This window comes from Novosphingobium album (ex Hu et al. 2023) (assembly GCF_022832385.1).
In the GTDB taxonomy this organism is placed as follows: domain Bacteria; phylum Pseudomonadota; class Alphaproteobacteria; order Sphingomonadales; family Sphingomonadaceae; genus Novosphingobium; species Novosphingobium album.
On record NZ_JALHLE010000054.1, the window covers coordinates 1 to 13,315 of the forward strand.

15 protein-coding genes are annotated in these 13,315 nt (G+C 59.1%); 8 read left to right on the top strand and 7 right to left on the bottom strand.

Translation table 11 applies throughout. From position 1 onward, the window contains the following. A partial coding sequence (locus tag MTR64_RS20810) for a GNAT family N-acetyltransferase (protein WP_243996461.1) occupies nucleotides 1–296 on the bottom strand: 296 nt, incomplete at its 3' end. Between the two features lie 479 nt (nucleotides 297–775). Continuing rightward, nucleotides 776–1,111 (bottom strand): hypothetical protein, encoded by a 336-nt coding sequence (locus MTR64_RS20815; protein WP_243996462.1) that lies wholly within the window; start codon nucleotides 1,109–1,111, stop codon nucleotides 776–778. 15 nt (nucleotides 1,112–1,126) lie between these two features. On the opposite strand from MTR64_RS20815, the gene MTR64_RS20820 reads away from it, so the two are divergent. Then, nucleotides 1,127–1,345 carry a hypothetical protein gene (locus MTR64_RS20820; RefSeq protein ID WP_243996463.1) on the top strand — a complete coding sequence of 73 codons (219 nt, stop codon included), beginning with the start codon at nucleotides 1,127–1,129 and terminating at the stop codon, nucleotides 1,343–1,345. Between the two features lie 242 nt (nucleotides 1,346–1,587). Here the strand turns inward: MTR64_RS20820 and MTR64_RS20825 are convergent, their stop codons facing one another. Both MTR64_RS20825 and MTR64_RS20830 read right to left on the bottom strand, forming a co-directional pair. Then, entirely contained in the window at nucleotides 1,588–3,648 is a 2,061-nt protein-coding gene (locus tag MTR64_RS20825) for an elongation factor G (RefSeq protein WP_243996464.1), read from the bottom strand. A 14-nt stretch (nucleotides 3,649–3,662) separates the two neighbouring features. Continuing rightward, a complete protein-coding gene (locus MTR64_RS20830; RefSeq protein ID WP_243996465.1) occupies nucleotides 3,663–3,821 on the bottom strand; it encodes a hypothetical protein in 159 nt (52 codons plus the stop codon). A gap of 75 nt (nucleotides 3,822–3,896) precedes the next feature. Here MTR64_RS20830 and MTR64_RS20835 point away from each other — a divergent pair, with 75 nt between their 5' ends. The 4 genes from MTR64_RS20835 (at nucleotide 3,897) to MTR64_RS20850 (ending at nucleotide 7,956) form a co-directional block, all read left to right on the top strand. Continuing rightward, entirely contained in the window at nucleotides 3,897–4,106 is a 210-nt protein-coding gene (locus tag MTR64_RS20835) for a dodecin (protein WP_243996466.1), read from the top strand. 311 nt (nucleotides 4,107–4,417) lie between these two features. Continuing rightward, the gene (locus tag MTR64_RS20840) at nucleotides 4,418–6,889 is read left to right on the top strand and encodes a patatin-like protein (protein ID WP_243996467.1); all 2,472 of its coding nucleotides are present in this window, start codon (nucleotides 4,418–4,420) and stop codon (nucleotides 6,887–6,889) included. A gap of 16 nt (nucleotides 6,890–6,905) precedes the next feature. Next, a complete protein-coding gene (locus MTR64_RS20845; protein WP_243996468.1) occupies nucleotides 6,906–7,259 on the top strand; it encodes an antibiotic biosynthesis monooxygenase family protein in 354 nt (117 codons plus the stop codon). Between the two features lie 94 nt (nucleotides 7,260–7,353). Continuing rightward, nucleotides 7,354–7,956 carry an MrcB family domain-containing protein gene (locus MTR64_RS20850; RefSeq protein WP_243996469.1) on the top strand — a complete coding sequence of 201 codons (603 nt, stop codon included), beginning with the start codon at nucleotides 7,354–7,356 and terminating at the stop codon, nucleotides 7,954–7,956. Between the two features lie 50 nt (nucleotides 7,957–8,006). Here the strand turns inward: MTR64_RS20850 and MTR64_RS20855 are convergent, their stop codons facing one another. Together MTR64_RS20855 and MTR64_RS20860 are read right to left on the bottom strand one after the other, a co-directional pair. Further along, nucleotides 8,007–8,330 carry a hypothetical protein gene (locus MTR64_RS20855; RefSeq protein WP_243996470.1) on the bottom strand — a complete coding sequence of 108 codons (324 nt, stop codon included), beginning with the start codon at nucleotides 8,328–8,330 and terminating at the stop codon, nucleotides 8,007–8,009. Next, nucleotides 8,327–8,794, bottom strand: a complete 468-nt coding sequence (locus MTR64_RS20860; RefSeq protein ID WP_243996471.1) for a ferritin-like domain-containing protein — start codon at nucleotides 8,792–8,794, stop codon at nucleotides 8,327–8,329. Before MTR64_RS20860 ends, MTR64_RS20855 begins: the two co-directional genes overlap by 4 nt. A 975-nt stretch (nucleotides 8,795–9,769) precedes the next feature. Here MTR64_RS20860 and MTR64_RS20865 point away from each other — a divergent pair. After that, nucleotides 9,770–10,915, top strand: a complete 1,146-nt coding sequence (locus MTR64_RS20865; RefSeq protein ID WP_243996472.1) for an MFS transporter — start codon at nucleotides 9,770–9,772, stop codon at nucleotides 10,913–10,915. A gap of 120 nt (nucleotides 10,916–11,035) precedes the next feature. Here the strand turns inward: MTR64_RS20865 and MTR64_RS20870 are convergent, their stop codons facing one another. After that, nucleotides 11,036–12,235: a cytochrome P450 gene (locus MTR64_RS20870; protein WP_243996473.1), complete on the bottom strand. Its 1,200-nt coding sequence runs from the start codon at nucleotides 12,233–12,235 to the stop codon at nucleotides 11,036–11,038. Nucleotides 12,236–12,330: 95 nt separating this feature from the next. Between MTR64_RS20870 and MTR64_RS20875 the strand changes: the two genes are divergently transcribed. Together MTR64_RS20875 and MTR64_RS20880 are read left to right on the top strand one after the other, a co-directional pair. Beyond that, nucleotides 12,331–12,885: a TetR/AcrR family transcriptional regulator gene (locus tag MTR64_RS20875; RefSeq protein ID WP_243996474.1), complete on the top strand. Its 555-nt coding sequence runs from the start codon at nucleotides 12,331–12,333 to the stop codon at nucleotides 12,883–12,885. Nucleotides 12,886–13,033: 148 nt separating this feature from the next. After that, nucleotides 13,034–13,303 (top strand): nuclear transport factor 2 family protein, encoded by a 270-nt coding sequence (locus MTR64_RS20880; protein ID WP_243996475.1) that lies wholly within the window; start codon nucleotides 13,034–13,036, stop codon nucleotides 13,301–13,303. Nucleotides 13,304–13,315 lie beyond the last annotated feature (12 nt).

A 13,315-nucleotide genomic window follows, 5' to 3' on the forward strand; every position in this document is an offset into this window, starting at 1 on the left:
CACAGTGCCCGCGCGACACCGCGGCCCTGCGCCTCGGGATCGACGAACAGCAGGAGCAAGTGGCCCTGCGGCCGCATCGCGACCACGCCGAGAAGGTCGCCACCGATCCTGCTCTCGGCGAGGTGATAGACGACGCCGTCGCGCCTGCGCGCGTCGTGTGCCTCCTGCGTGAGGGCCGCTTCGAGCAGGCGGCGTCCTTCGGGGGCGAAGGCCGGCGCCACCTCGCTGCGCGCGACCTCGGCGACGAGGCGCGTCAGCCGGGCAAGGTCGGCATCCTCGGCGAGCCTGACGATCATGGCCGTCCTGTACCACCAAGGGGGCCGTCGTGCGAGCGCGTGAAGAGTCAAAAGCGCAAAGCACCACGCGCTGCGAGACGAGTCTGATGTCCGGCGCCGACGACGCGTTCTTGCGGTCCTGCCGGACGACTGCGTGGAGGCATCGCGCTACCTTCTCTTGGACATCGGTTCGCTTACACCGAAAGGGTCTACGTCTGCGGATGAATGAAGGGCGGTTAACAAGCCGCGCGAGCCGCCGTTGGGATGACCGCTCTCAAGGTGTGTCCGGCTATGCGGTTTTCCGATTTAAATGCTGAAATGCCGCTACTCGTCTGAACGGTCGACCGCTCGCGACGCTTGTTCAGTCAGTCTCAGTTGCGGCATTGTCGGGGGGCATGGCTTCGCGTTTTAAGGAAGACCGCAACGAGCGCAAAGTTGCTGCTGGTGCAATGGCCGCTATGTCGGCGTCAGCTACCAGTACTAACTCTGTCCAACTCCCGTCAATTTGTCGAAAACCAGACAATTTGCTCCGCGCCCGGAACCGCCTGATGCGGCGAGCTTGTGTGTTTTCCTGCTGAAGCAAGAAGTGTGCCCTGTTTGTCGTACGGCCGGGCAGATCGCGTTTTCGCGTTGAGTGGCGTCTGAATGTCCAGAGTTTCAATCCATACGCGTTCTGCTTCCGGTCGGGCGGCATGGTTCTTGCGATGGCGCTGACGGTAATAAGCAAGGACCCATGCAAGCAACAGCGGTCCGCATCGTGAGAGTGAAAAATGATCAAGGAATTTGAATACAAGGGTGAGGTTTTCCGCGTCAATGCGCATGGCATCGCGGGTCATGAAGAGGTGTTCATCATGCACATCGAAGACGACGGCTCTGAAGGGGGTGAACAGTCGATCGACCGCATGACCGAAGAGAACGACACGAGCGCACCGCTCGAAGACATCATCGTAATACTTTGCGACCGGCTTATTGCCGAAAACGATATGGAAGTGGCCGATCCCGACGCCGGTTTCAGCTGGCGCGAGGGCAAGGTCATGTTTGCCGTTCACGACGGTATTCAGGCGCACTAAACCTTGTCTGGGCGTTCAGCGGTGCGGGACAATGGAACGTGCCGTGCCGCTGGCTCAGCAACTGACTGATTGAACGTATGGCGGCTCTCAGGGCACCGATTTGGACCGCTGCATGGCAGTTCCGTCGGCGTCATCAGTCGATCAGGCAGCCTGCAATAAAACGAAATAGCCGGTGCCTTTTCTCTCAACATCCAATCAAATGCTTCGGTAAATTGCCTCATGTACCGATGAAGTCTGGCGAACTAGGCTGTTGCCAGAACCTTTCGCGCCAGCACTACTTCATTGGCCTGTTTTCCTGTGAGTTCCGCGAGGTGATCGAAGCGGGCCGAGAACTGGGCGAGGCCCTGGCTCAGCGAGCGCAGTTCAGCGTCCAGGCCTTGCAGGCTCGCTTCAGGCAAGAGACCTTCCACCCGTTCCCACCTTTCCCAATCCGGACTTGGTGACAGCCCCGCAATCTGGCCGCGCCGGCTGGACAGCACCGCGACTGCTTTCGACCCGGTGCCGGGCGGCGTATCCACGACGATCTGCACGATTGGCTCAAGTAGATAGGGCGTTCCGGCGGCCAGAGCCTCGCTCATTGCCATGCGTCCTGCGATGCGGAAGGCCAGTTCGGAGGAATCGACCGAATGATAGGAGCCGTCCGTCAGAATGACTTCGACATCGACCACGGGGAAACCCAGGGGACCTGCAGCCATCGCATCGTGCACCCCCATCTCCACGGCCGGTATCCACTGCTTCGGCACAGCACCGCCAGTGATGCTCGCGGCAAAATGAAATCCCTCTCCGTGCGGGCGCGGCGCGATTTCCAGCACAACATCCCCAAACTGGCCGTGCCCTCCCGATTGCTTTTTATGTCTGCCTCGGCGGGAAGCGGGCTTTCGGATCGATTCCTTGTAGGAGATCCCTGCCGGGCGCGAATCCACTGTTATGCCGTAGCGGCGTTGAAGTCTCGCTAGGACCACAGAGAGGTGATCGTCATTGACGCACTTTAGCACCATCTCGTGCAAGGCCTCGTTCTGATACCAATCCAGCGACGGATCTTCTTCGCACAGCTTGTGAAGCGCTGCAGAGAGCTTGACGTCGTTCTTCCGGTCGCAAGCTTCGATCGCAAGCGATGCATTGCGCGCGGGATAACCAGGTGCCGGAGCGTCGGTGGAAGCACCTCCCTTGCGCGCCACCAGCATTCCCGTGCAGGCGCCATCCAGTTTGGATATGGCAATCACCTCACCAGGGGCCGCACTAGCCTGTTTTGTGACCTTTTCTCCCTGCAGGGTGAACAAGGCGCCGCAGCGTACGGTTGCACCTCCTGTCACCAATTCGTCGCCTTCATGGAGAGCTTCGCCGTAGACCCGCGCATAAGCGAGGCGGCCTACCGTTTCCCGGTGCGCGATCTTGAATATATGAATGCCATTTGTCGTGCCCAGTCGCGCTGCCGCTGCTTCAGGGGCAGGCGTCTCATGGCGCAGGAACTTGAGGAGTCGACGAATGCCGCCTCCGGTAAGGGCCGAAGCCAGCATTATCGGCACCACTTTGTTATGAAAGGTGCACTCTGCAAGATCGGTCAGCACCACCTGCGGTTCAGGCTCTTCGTCCATCAGGAGAATTTCAAGCAACGCGTCGTCAAAATCGGCCAGCGTCTCGAGCAGCGTGCCACGATCGGCTCGCTCCAGAACCGCCACGTCCGACGGGATTTCGATCTTCTGCGATGCGCTCCCCGACCGGTACCGGTAGGCTCGCTCAAGCGCGAGGTCGACGTAGCCTGCGACATTCTCTCCCTCGCGTATGGGAATCTGGCGCAGTGCCAATGGTTCACGGCTTAGTGGCTGCAACGCTCGGATCAGGTCATGGACGGAGCCGGCACGGGCCGTCTCGATCCGATTGACGACGATTGCATGGGGAATGCCCAGGATGTCCAGCGTTCGTAGCAACGGCTCCGCCAACAGAGCGCGCTCGGGTATCGGATCAACCACTACCAGCGCGAGATCGGCAGATTGCAGGGCGGCAAGGCCGTCGGCCACGAAACCTGCACTGCCGGGAATGTCGAGAAGGCTGTAACTTTCATTCATCCAGGAAAAGCTGGAAAGATTGACTTCAGTGGAACCGCCGCGCGCCCGCGCTTCGGCATTGGCATCGCCGACCGACGACCCGGCATCGACCGATCCCGCCCGGGATATCGCGCCGCTCGCGTAGAGGATAGCTTCGGCCAAGCTTGTCTTGCCCGTACCCGTTGGCCCAACAAGAGCGACGGTACGGGCGGCATGCGCAAATTCGCCAGAATGACCGCCAGAGACATATGTGTCCATCAGATCGCCTCCTCTCAAGCGAAGGCGCGCCGGACGTAGCGGGCATGAGAAAGCCACCAGTTGCGGATAACCCATGTCTTGCGTCTGCGCGCAAGTTCCTCTGCCTCGAATTTGGGACGTTCGCGCGTGAGGCGCAAGCCAATTCTGGGTTCGTGTTCTGTGCGTTGCGCCATTCACGAATGACTGGCCGGATTCTGAGATCCGTCGATTTGGGTGTATGCTCTGCCATCATTGCGATGGAGGACAAGATGCAAGATCACGTCTTCAAACTCACCGAGATTGTTGGCACGTCGAGCCAGAGCATCGACGCGGCAATTACCGCTGCACTTGGGCGAGCCCGAAGTTCAATCCGTAATGTTCGCTGGTTCGAGGTGACAGGAACGCGGGGCTCGATCGACGAAGCCGGCGCAATCCAGTACCAGGTGTCGCTCAAAGTAGGATTTACGCTCGAAGATTGAGGCTCATGCCCGAAGCCCGATCGTTTCCTGTCGGAAATGCCAGGCCGGGATTTTCATGCGCAAATGACTGCAGTTGCCCGCGGCGCACATCGGTCCGTGCAAGCACGGCCACGAGGTCCGCTTTGCGGGCGCTTGGCCGGCGTCCGTGTGAGACGGCCTCTTCCGGATGCTGTATCGCTTGTCGTGGAATGGATGGCACAGGCCCTGGTGCTTCGGTGAGACATTCTACCAACAATGTGGTATAAGGTCGGGAAGTCAGAAGGTTGACGTTGAGAGGGTGGGCTCCGCGAGCCCGCCAAGGCGCCCTGACAATGAAGGAAAAGGAACTTCGCCTCGCGCTCGTCTATTATGGCGGCGTCTCACTCGCCATCTATCAGCATGGCGTGAATATCGAGATCCTGAACCTGATCCGCGCCTCGAAGGCCTATCACGTCCCGCGCAGCATCGCGCAAAAACAAATGCCGGAGCATGTTTTTACTCGCGCAAGTTCTTCCTGCGTACCCGGCGAAGAGATTTCCACCGAGACGGTGTATTTCGACCTTCTAAAGGCAGTGGGCAGGCAACTCGACCTGAGGGTCATGGCGGATGTCATCTCCGGATCGTCTGCCGGAGGAATCAATGCGATAGTGCTTGCCCGCGCGATCGTTCATGATCTGAGCATCGCGCCGCTCACCGGCATGTGGTTCAACGAGGCCGATATCCTCAAGCTGATCTCCCCGGAAGCGCGAGCCGGCAAGTGGAGCAAATGGTACGTCGCCCCATTCGTGCGGTTGGTCTTTGCGCGGCTTGTCCGTGAAGGGATCCTGCCGCGCGATGCCGGTCAGGACGTCCGCCGGCGGCTTTCCACATTTGTACGATCGCGCTGGTTCAAACCTCCATTGGACGGACCCCATTTTTCCGAACTGCTGCTTGACGGCCTCCTGAAGATGGAGGGCAGAGAGCCTTCTGAAGCCACGCTATTGCCGCCGGAAACACGGCTGGACCTCAGGATCACTGTCACGGACTATCACGGCGCAGACAAGGCAATCTTCATGCATGATCCCGCTCTGATCTGGGAGCGGGAACATCGCCAGATGCTGAAGTTTGCCGCAGAGCGGACGTCACAGGGATTGACGCGATCGGATTTCGACAGGGCCAGCATCCCGTCTCTGGCTTTTGCCGCCCGCGCTTCTGCCAGTTATCCGGGAGCCTTCCCGCCAGCGCGGGTTAGAGAAATGGATGCATTAGTCCGGCAGCGGGGTCTGGGATGGCCGGGCAAGGAACATTTCCTGCTCACCAATTTTTCCCACTACCGGCAGATTGGACTGGATCCGGAGGACGTCGTGCTGCTGGATGGCAGCATCCTCAACAACAAACCGCTTCAAGCGGCGATCGACGCATTGCGGCAGCACACGGCCTATCGGGAAGTGGATCGCCGGCTTGTGTATATCGATCCCCATCCCGAACGGCCAACCATTGATCCCGGTGTGAGGATGCCGGGTTTCTTTGCCACCTTGCGCAGCGCGCTTAGCGATTTGCCACGGCACGTTCCAATCTACGAGGAACTGGAAGAGACCAGCAGGTTCAACCGTCAGGTCAAAGGGCTGAAAGCAATTGCCCGCACGTCGCGTCGTCACGTCGAAGACCTGATCGAACAGGCTACCGGCGGAGCATTGGGTGAGCACCAAACCGTCGAGCAGATACGGCACTGGCGGCTGACTTCGACCAACCTGCTCGCCTCATCGGCGCTGATCTACAACGCCTGGATGCGGTCACTCGTACTGGAATCGATAGATGTCATCGCTGATCTGGTCACCCGGATATGCGGGCAGGAGCCTCTGTCCCAGCGCGCGCGCTGGATCAGGCGGGTCGTCGAGAGCTGGGCTGAAGCGAAAGGGATGTTCCCGGAAGATTACCACATTCCGGATACGGTCAGCGAAAATTCGGAATTACCTTCCTTCGGCCAATTTATCGTGAACTTTGGGGTTCGTTACAAGGCGCGCAGGATTTCCCACATCATCCAGGAGCTCAATAGCATCTACCAGATCGAAGACGGCGACTTCGATCACGCGGTGGAATTCGAAAAGGTGGATGAACTGAAACGACAGGTCAGCGGTTGTCTGCGAGGCCTTTATGCATTCGAGGAACCCATGTTCCTGCTCAAGTTTCCCTCGCAGGACATACGGCGTCTGTTTTGCATGGATCAGGATGCGCCTCTGCCCGTTGCCGTCCACTATGCCCGTTCAAGGCTTGCGGAACTGACTGCACTTGTCGATCAAATTGGCCAGATTTGCGGCTTGGTCGGGACTAACGACGAACTCGATCAGATCCTGTCGTCACCACTAATGGCCGACCTTGACCCGCGATTTCGCCGGATCGTTCTGTCAGGCTATTTGGGGTGGCCTTATTCCGATGTCGTGATCCTGCCGGCAATGAATGCATTGGGATTGGCGAGTGGCGCCTTCGAGGAAATTCTGGTCGACCGGATCAGTCCGCAAGACGCGACTTCCATCTGCATCGAAGCCGGTTGCGGACCGTTGCGAGGTGAGACGGCCATCGGCTTCGGAGGTTTCCTGACACGTTCCGCGCGCGAAAACGATTACCTGTGGGGCCGCATTCATGCCATCGAACGCCTCATCGACATCATTGCCAGCACAATCGACCCTTTGACGGCGGAAACCACGCCTGATTTTGCGTCGTTCAAGACGCGCGCATTTGAGGCCATGCTGCACGTTGAAGAAAAGCGATTGGCACACATTCCCGAAGTGGTGGCGGCAGTTCGGGCCGAGATTGAAAAGCTCTAGCCGGAGTGCTCCAGCCATGTTCGTCGCAGTCTACTGGTGGAAGATCAAACCCGGGAAGGAAGCCCAGTTTCGCAAGGCGTGGCGCCGGGGCACCCTCCTGATCCGGGAAATCTACGGCAGTTTCGGATCGCGACTGCACCGCGATGCTGACGGGCGTTTCGTCGGTTATGCCGAATGGCCCGATGAAGAGACCTGGCGGGCCGCGTTCAAGCGAATGATGGTCTATGACGAACCGGAAACGCGCGCTGCCTTCCAAGATGCGATCCTTGAAGTTCCAGCTGATGCCGAGCCAATTTTCACAATGACCGTCACGGACGATTTGCTGACGCGTTCGATGGACGAGAACATGGGCGGGCAGGACCAGGATTGACCGTGCCGAGTGCAAGAATCGTGGCCCAATCAGCGACGCCGTGATAAGATGGCGGGCATTCGATCGGGGGCATCGCATTTCGGTCGAGGACGGCATGAAGGCCTTGGAAGACATCCTTTCCGGCTATCGGAAAACGGTTTCGCTGTTACGGGAAGTTCCGTTCCTTACGGATATTCCATGCCTCATCGCAGCCCGATTGATCCTGCCCGGCCTGCTTTGCCATCTCGTGTCGGAAAGCGGCCGGTCGAGAGAGAATTACCACTGCTACGGCGGCTATTGTGAAGCCGATCGAAAGTTTGCCAGCATGCCGTGGGTTGCTTGCCGTGTTCGCAATCCAACCGCAAAGCGGCAAGAAGGATATGTGGTGGGCCTCATGTTTCGCGAAGACATGGCGGGTTGCTGGCTGTCTCTCAATCGAGGCCACGAAATCTACAAGCAGAGGCGTCTCGGGATACAGGAAGATCACGATCCGGGGGACGCCGGAACCGCAGACCTCACAAGCATCATCTCAGTTCCCGCGCCATGGATTGCCGGACCGATCGATCTTGCCGCTACAACTGATTTGACCCGTTGCCATGAAGCCGGTGCCGCTATCAGCCGCTACTACGATGCGTCTCAACTGCCTTCCGAAGGCGAATTTCAGCAAGCGTTCCTGCAGCTGCTGGATTGGTACGACATGCTTGGCAATGGCCAGTGAGGCTGATCGCGGTGCGGCTCATCCGGCCGATCCGGTGCATTTCCCCGGCCTTATTGCTTGGAAGGCGAAGGGTATCCATGTGCCGGGCCAGAGCCGAGTTCCTTTAGGGCCTCCAGCACATCTGACAACGTGACCGGGAGATCTCCGGACATGTTTTCCTCCTGGGCGACTTCTTCCTCACGTACGTCGTATTCCCAGCGATGCAGGATTTTGATCTTCTCGGCGCCGGAAATGCCTGGTGCCGATACGACATCGGCAGGGCGTTCGAACACGACCGAGGGATCAAGTAGTGCTGCCTTGACCTGTTCGGCGTCGAGGTTTCGCACGATCATTTTTTCCTCCATCCTGTTCTTCTGGATTCCGTAGCCTGTCATTTCCCTTCCGGCGGCAGTTCCTGGTTGATTGATCCTGCCCGGCGTAACATTTTCTCTACCTCCCCGGCATGGAGCTCCTCGGCGAATATCATTTGCCGGGCATATTCCTCGAGCATGACTGAATGACCTGTCACGGCGGCCAGCAGGGCACGATAGAGCATCATTGCCTTGCCTTCCGTTTCCAGAGCCTCGTGGAGGATGTCGTCGATGCGAAGCTGGTGGCGGTCGAGGAGGGGGCCGATGTCCAATGAAGGATAGGCACCCAGATGGGTGATCATTTCACCGGCCTGTTGCGCATGCAGCAAGGACTCGTTGGCCTGTTCCCGCAACCACGAGACTATCGGGATACGTCCATGCCCGAAGATGAGAAACGAATAGTGCGTGTAGCGCACCACCCCGGCCAGTTCCTGTTCAAGGATGCTGTTGAGGATCGATACGACCCGTTCTTTGTTGAATTCAGCCATGGCGGCCTCCCAAATGGCAGACGGCCGGAGGCATTGGTCGACGGCACGCCGCCTATAAAGGGCAGGATACTCCTCTTTTCGCGGCCTTGAAAGGACGGAACTGTCCATCGTCACGGGGAAACGCGCCGAAAATTGCCTGTGAGCGCGGCCGGCACGTTCGATGCAAATGCATTTGCACCGGCTTCAATCACCAAACTCCTGAACACCCCTCAGGAGTGATGCGCAGCCATGTCGGCGCCGAAGTGCATCCGGCTCTGTGACCGGCCATTGGCAATCGCCTGAAAAGACTGCGGGGTTCTGACAGCTCACCAAGTCAGCTTCATGTCACAATGGGACGGCCTGCCTGCCCCGTCTTATCCGGTATTCGGATCTGCCGGTGTCTTTCTTGCGATTTCGGCCGATCATCGTCAGCGGAAAGAATCTGAAGTTATGACGGGTTTCGGCGTACCGCTTATGGCCTCGAACGACGGCTTTGCCGCCGGGAACAGCTACCAGCTTCCGGTCAGTGCCGACGAAAGTTCCCGACCCAACTCAGGATATTTCAACGGCGGGGCGTGGATGGCGGCTCCTGCTGCGATCATCGCGTTGCCAGGCGTCGTTGGCACATTTGATGATGAATGTCCTGTACAGGACAGAAGCTCTGGCCGTGTCCTGCGCGCGCGACGCGTGCAAATACAATACCAGCAGCGCAGGGTTACTGAACAGTCCCCCAACTCCTGTACGCCTTGGACTGAACTAACACCTCGAAATGTGGCACGCATGCTCCCCGTGTCCCGGCCGCGGTGAGCGGTGATTGCACCGAGGTTCATCGACGAGTGCCCTCTGGGCGATATGCGCAACAGAGCACTCGTCCTAGTACCAGTGAAAACGCGCCGGAAGTATAACAGATGCGGTGCTCAGGCTCTGGGAGAGTGCCGAACGATGCATAGCCAGACTTCCTTGCGGGACGAATCGCTTCTTGCTGTCAGGACCGCCTTGTCATTCACTCTGCTCCTGCTTTCGAAGCAGATAACTGCTGCGCTGGTATACACAGTTCCAATTCCTATTCTGGCCGGGAAGACCGAAGCATTCGGTTCCGAGCCGGGGAGTGCGTTCAAGGTGAAGATGGTCTCCGGGATCCTCGGGCCGGCGATGGCCGTGGGGGCGCCTCTGGCGGGATGGCTGTCGAGCCGCTACGATCGCAGAGGCCTGCTTGGAATCTTCGCACTGCTGGCGGCTGTGAGCGGCGTAGCGCCCGTATTTCTCGACAGTCTTGACGGGATCATTGCGACGCGGTTCCTGCTTGGCCTCGCGGCAGCAGCGCTCATGACCATCGGCTATACCATGCCGGGCGACTATCTGCCCGAAGCCCGCCGGGCCGGGATATTCGGCCTGCTGAGCGCGACGAGCATGGTCGCCTCCGTCGTCTCGCTGCCGCTCTCCGGCTGGCTGGGCGACAGCGGATGGCGCCTGTCCTTCCTGATCTACATGGTGCCGCTGTTTGTCGCGATATTGGCCCTGCCGCAGCGGCTTCCACCCCCTTTGGCAGTGGCGGGAGAGGGAAGAAAACTCGCGCGTGGGTGGTATCGGGGGATTCCCTGGGGCATGGTTGCCCTCGCCTTCGCGATCGGGATCGTTCTTTCAATTCCCGGTGTTTACCTCTCCTTCCATCTTGCGGGTATCGGAGCGAGCCAGGCATCAACCATTGGTCTGGTCATGACATTTGCGACGGTCGTCTCCGCGATCTCTTCCATTGCCTATGGCACGACGGTTTCCGCTTTGGGACAGCGCGTGGTTTTTGTAGCTACGTTTGCAGCGATGGCGGCGGGGCTATTCGGCCTGTCCGTGGCCGGTAATCTCGTCGTGGCGATTGCCACACTCATGCTTGCCGGCGTTGGGATGGGCTGGCTTGGTCCCAATCTGATGGGACGGTTAAGCGAAAGGGTGCCGGATGCCGGTCGCGGGCGCATTGTCGGCATCGTCCAGTGCGCAATGACAATTGCGCCGATGTTTGGCATTGCGTTGCTCGAACCGCTTCTGCCTGCGATCGGCACTTCCGGCGCCCTGGCAGCTGTCGCAATCCTCTCGGCCGTCTGTGCATGTCTTTTCTGTCTTTCGCCAAAGGAAGCCGTCGCGAAGTGAATGCTGCAATGTCGCAGGGCGCGTGTCGAACGAGGCGCCCCGCAAGAGCAATGCCCTCGTGGGCATCCGGCATTCGCGTCAGCGCTCACCGTGCGTTTTGGCTTTATCGGCGGCGCGAAATCAGGATGCGGCTGGCTCGAATTCGATCGGCAGGCCCTTGATGCCCCAGTTGCCGGGGAAGGGACGCCACCCCGGTGGGGCGCTCTCGCGCGGTTGCAGCAAATGCTGCGCAATAAGGTGGAGGGCCTCCTGCAGCTGCGCGCGGGCGATGTACTGGCCAAGGCACATGTGCTTGCCCAGCCCGAACCCGACGTGCCGCTGATCCGCCCTGATCGTGCGTTCGGGATCGAAATCGCAGGAATGCTCGATCTGGGCGGAAATCCTGCCCGCGACATTGAGCGCGAAGAATATCATGGTGCCCTTGGGGATCAGCACGTCGCGATAGACCATGTCCTCCTTGGTCGCCCGGAACGTGAAGGCAGGCGTGAACATCCGCAGCGTTTCCTCGACGACCTTGCGGCAATAATCCATGTCGGTAGCACAGCGCTCGTACGATTGCGGGTGGCGGATCAGCACGTGCATCATGTAGGTGAGCACGTTCTTCGACGTGTCGTAACCCGCGACGAACAGAAAGATGAGAAGTTCGGCGAGTTGGCGGTCGGTTATGCTGTGTTCTGATCCGGCCTCGAGCAGGAGGTCGAGCAGGTCGGGTTCTATCTTGTCTTGCGAGCGCGGCTCGGCGCGCCGCTCTGCAATCAGCCTGAAGGAGAAGGCGTCCAGTTCAGCCATCGCCCGGTCAAGATCAGGGAGCAGCCTGCTGTCGAGGCTGAATGCGAGGCCCAGCACTTCCATCGCCGAGCGCAATCCTGGAGTGGCATCCAGTGGCGCACCGATCATCCGGGCCATGACCGAGACCGGGTAATAGGAGGCGAACTCCTCGAAATCGAATTGGCCCTTGCTGGTCCATTCGTCGAGCCGCCGTTGCATCTGTTCGCGCTCGGGAAGGGCGATCATCTGCTCCTGGGCGAAGCGGCCCCAGGCCGTGTCCTGCGCGCCCATGATTTCGACCACACCGTCGAACGATGTCCTGAACTGATCGTCGAGAACCAGTAAATCGCGAATCGCCTTGAGGTCGAACACGACATAGCCGCCGTCCACCTTTGCCAACCACGGATGGACGGCACGGGCCGCCTCGAAGCGTGAGTAGGGATCGGCTGAAAATTCCGCGGAATCCCATGCAAGATGCTGAAGGTCGAGGCTGTCGATCCGTGTTGGCGCAGTATGCCTCGAAGGGTGCTGCGGATTGGCCTGTTTCGGCATTTTCAATCTCCCTCCCCGATTGTCCTTGCGGTGGTGAACGATTGTTCACTATCCTGCCGGTTCCCGTTCTGTCAATCGCATGCTAACCGCCGGGAATGGCCACAACTCCCACTTCGCGCACCTCTGCAGAGACGAAAGCGCGCATCGTGCTCGTCGCGCAGGACGTGTTTTCAACAAAGGGCTATTCCCACGCCGGACTGCGTGAAATCGCGGCCAAAGCCGAAGTCGCAGCCTCGCTGGTGATCAAGTACTTCGGGACAAAGGCGAAGCTTTTCGAGGAGGCCCTTGTCGCCGCGATCCAGCCGGCGCAGCACTTTCAGCAGGACAGGACGAAGTTGGGCGAAGCTATCGTTGCAGCCGTTCTGGACCCGCAATCGCGCATGCAGTCACCGGCCATGATCGCACTGGCCCTGGGAGACGCAGAATCGCGGGAGATCGTGGAACGTATCGTCAGGGAACAGATTGTGGACCCGATGGCGTCGTGGCTCGGCAGTGAGGATGCAAGGGTGCGGGCCATCAATATTCTGGCGATGACCATGGGGTTTTCGATCTTCCACAGAAACATGGACCAGTCTCTGTCCGAGAGCGAGCGGTGGAACTCGGGCCAGTGCTTTGCGCGTTCACTCCAGGACCTAGTGGACCGGGCCTGAACTGGCAGCCATGATGGCCCGCCGCTGAAGGGTATCGCGACCGGCGGTTTGCAAGCACGGTGGTTCAATGTATCCAGTAGGTGAACATGTGTTCACAGATTCGTCATGAATGCTCGGAAAGAGCATCGCAAACGGGAGAATAATCAGGATGTTCGACGACTATTCCCAGATCGTTAATCTCGTAAATCTGTATGCCGTGGCGACGGACTCTCATCGCTACGAACTGTTTGAGCGGATTTTCACCCACGACGTGCATCTCGACGTTGGCGGAGGTGTCTCGATCGATGGTCTTGACGTGCTGATGTCCGGTTACCGCGATATCCATGCGGTGTTCTCTGCGACACAGCATATGACGTCCGGCCACACTGTCAGGATCGACTGCGATTGTTCCCCGTCAGCGCCAATGGCACAGATTTGAGGTTGTGATTTA

Excerpts from the sequence above, each read along its gene's own strand:
- MTR64_RS20835 (WP_243996466.1), top strand. The coding sequence starts at position 3,897 with ATGCAAGATCACGTCTTCAAACTCACCGAGATTGTTGGCACGTCGAGC.
- MTR64_RS20870 (WP_243996473.1), bottom strand. The coding sequence starts at position 12,235 with ATGCCGAAACAGGCCAATCCGCAGCACCCTTCGAGGCATACTGCGCCA.
- MTR64_RS20860 (WP_243996471.1), bottom strand. The coding sequence starts at position 8,794 with ATGGCTGAATTCAACAAAGAACGGGTCGTATCGATCCTCAACAGCATC.
- MTR64_RS20820 (WP_243996463.1), top strand. The coding sequence starts at position 1,127 with ATGCACATCGAAGACGACGGCTCTGAAGGGGGTGAACAGTCGATCGAC.
- MTR64_RS20850 (WP_243996469.1), top strand. The coding sequence starts at position 7,354 with ATGAAGGCCTTGGAAGACATCCTTTCCGGCTATCGGAAAACGGTTTCG.
- MTR64_RS20875 (WP_243996474.1), top strand. The coding sequence starts at position 12,331 with ATGGCCACAACTCCCACTTCGCGCACCTCTGCAGAGACGAAAGCGCGC.
- MTR64_RS20845 (WP_243996468.1), top strand. The coding sequence starts at position 6,906 with ATGTTCGTCGCAGTCTACTGGTGGAAGATCAAACCCGGGAAGGAAGCC.
- MTR64_RS20880 (WP_243996475.1), top strand. The coding sequence starts at position 13,034 with ATGTTCGACGACTATTCCCAGATCGTTAATCTCGTAAATCTGTATGCC.
- MTR64_RS20840 (WP_243996467.1), top strand. The coding sequence starts at position 4,418 with ATGAAGGAAAAGGAACTTCGCCTCGCGCTCGTCTATTATGGCGGCGTC.
- MTR64_RS20855 (WP_243996470.1), bottom strand. The coding sequence starts at position 8,330 with ATGACAGGCTACGGAATCCAGAAGAACAGGATGGAGGAAAAAATGATC.
- MTR64_RS20815 (WP_243996462.1), bottom strand. The coding sequence starts at position 1,111 with ATGACCCGCGATGCCATGCGCATTGACGCGGAAAACCTCACCCTTGTA.
- MTR64_RS20825 (WP_243996464.1), bottom strand. The coding sequence starts at position 3,648 with ATGGACACATATGTCTCTGGCGGTCATTCTGGCGAATTTGCGCATGCC.
- MTR64_RS20830 (WP_243996465.1), bottom strand. The coding sequence starts at position 3,821 with ATGGCGCAACGCACAGAACACGAACCCAGAATTGGCTTGCGCCTCACG.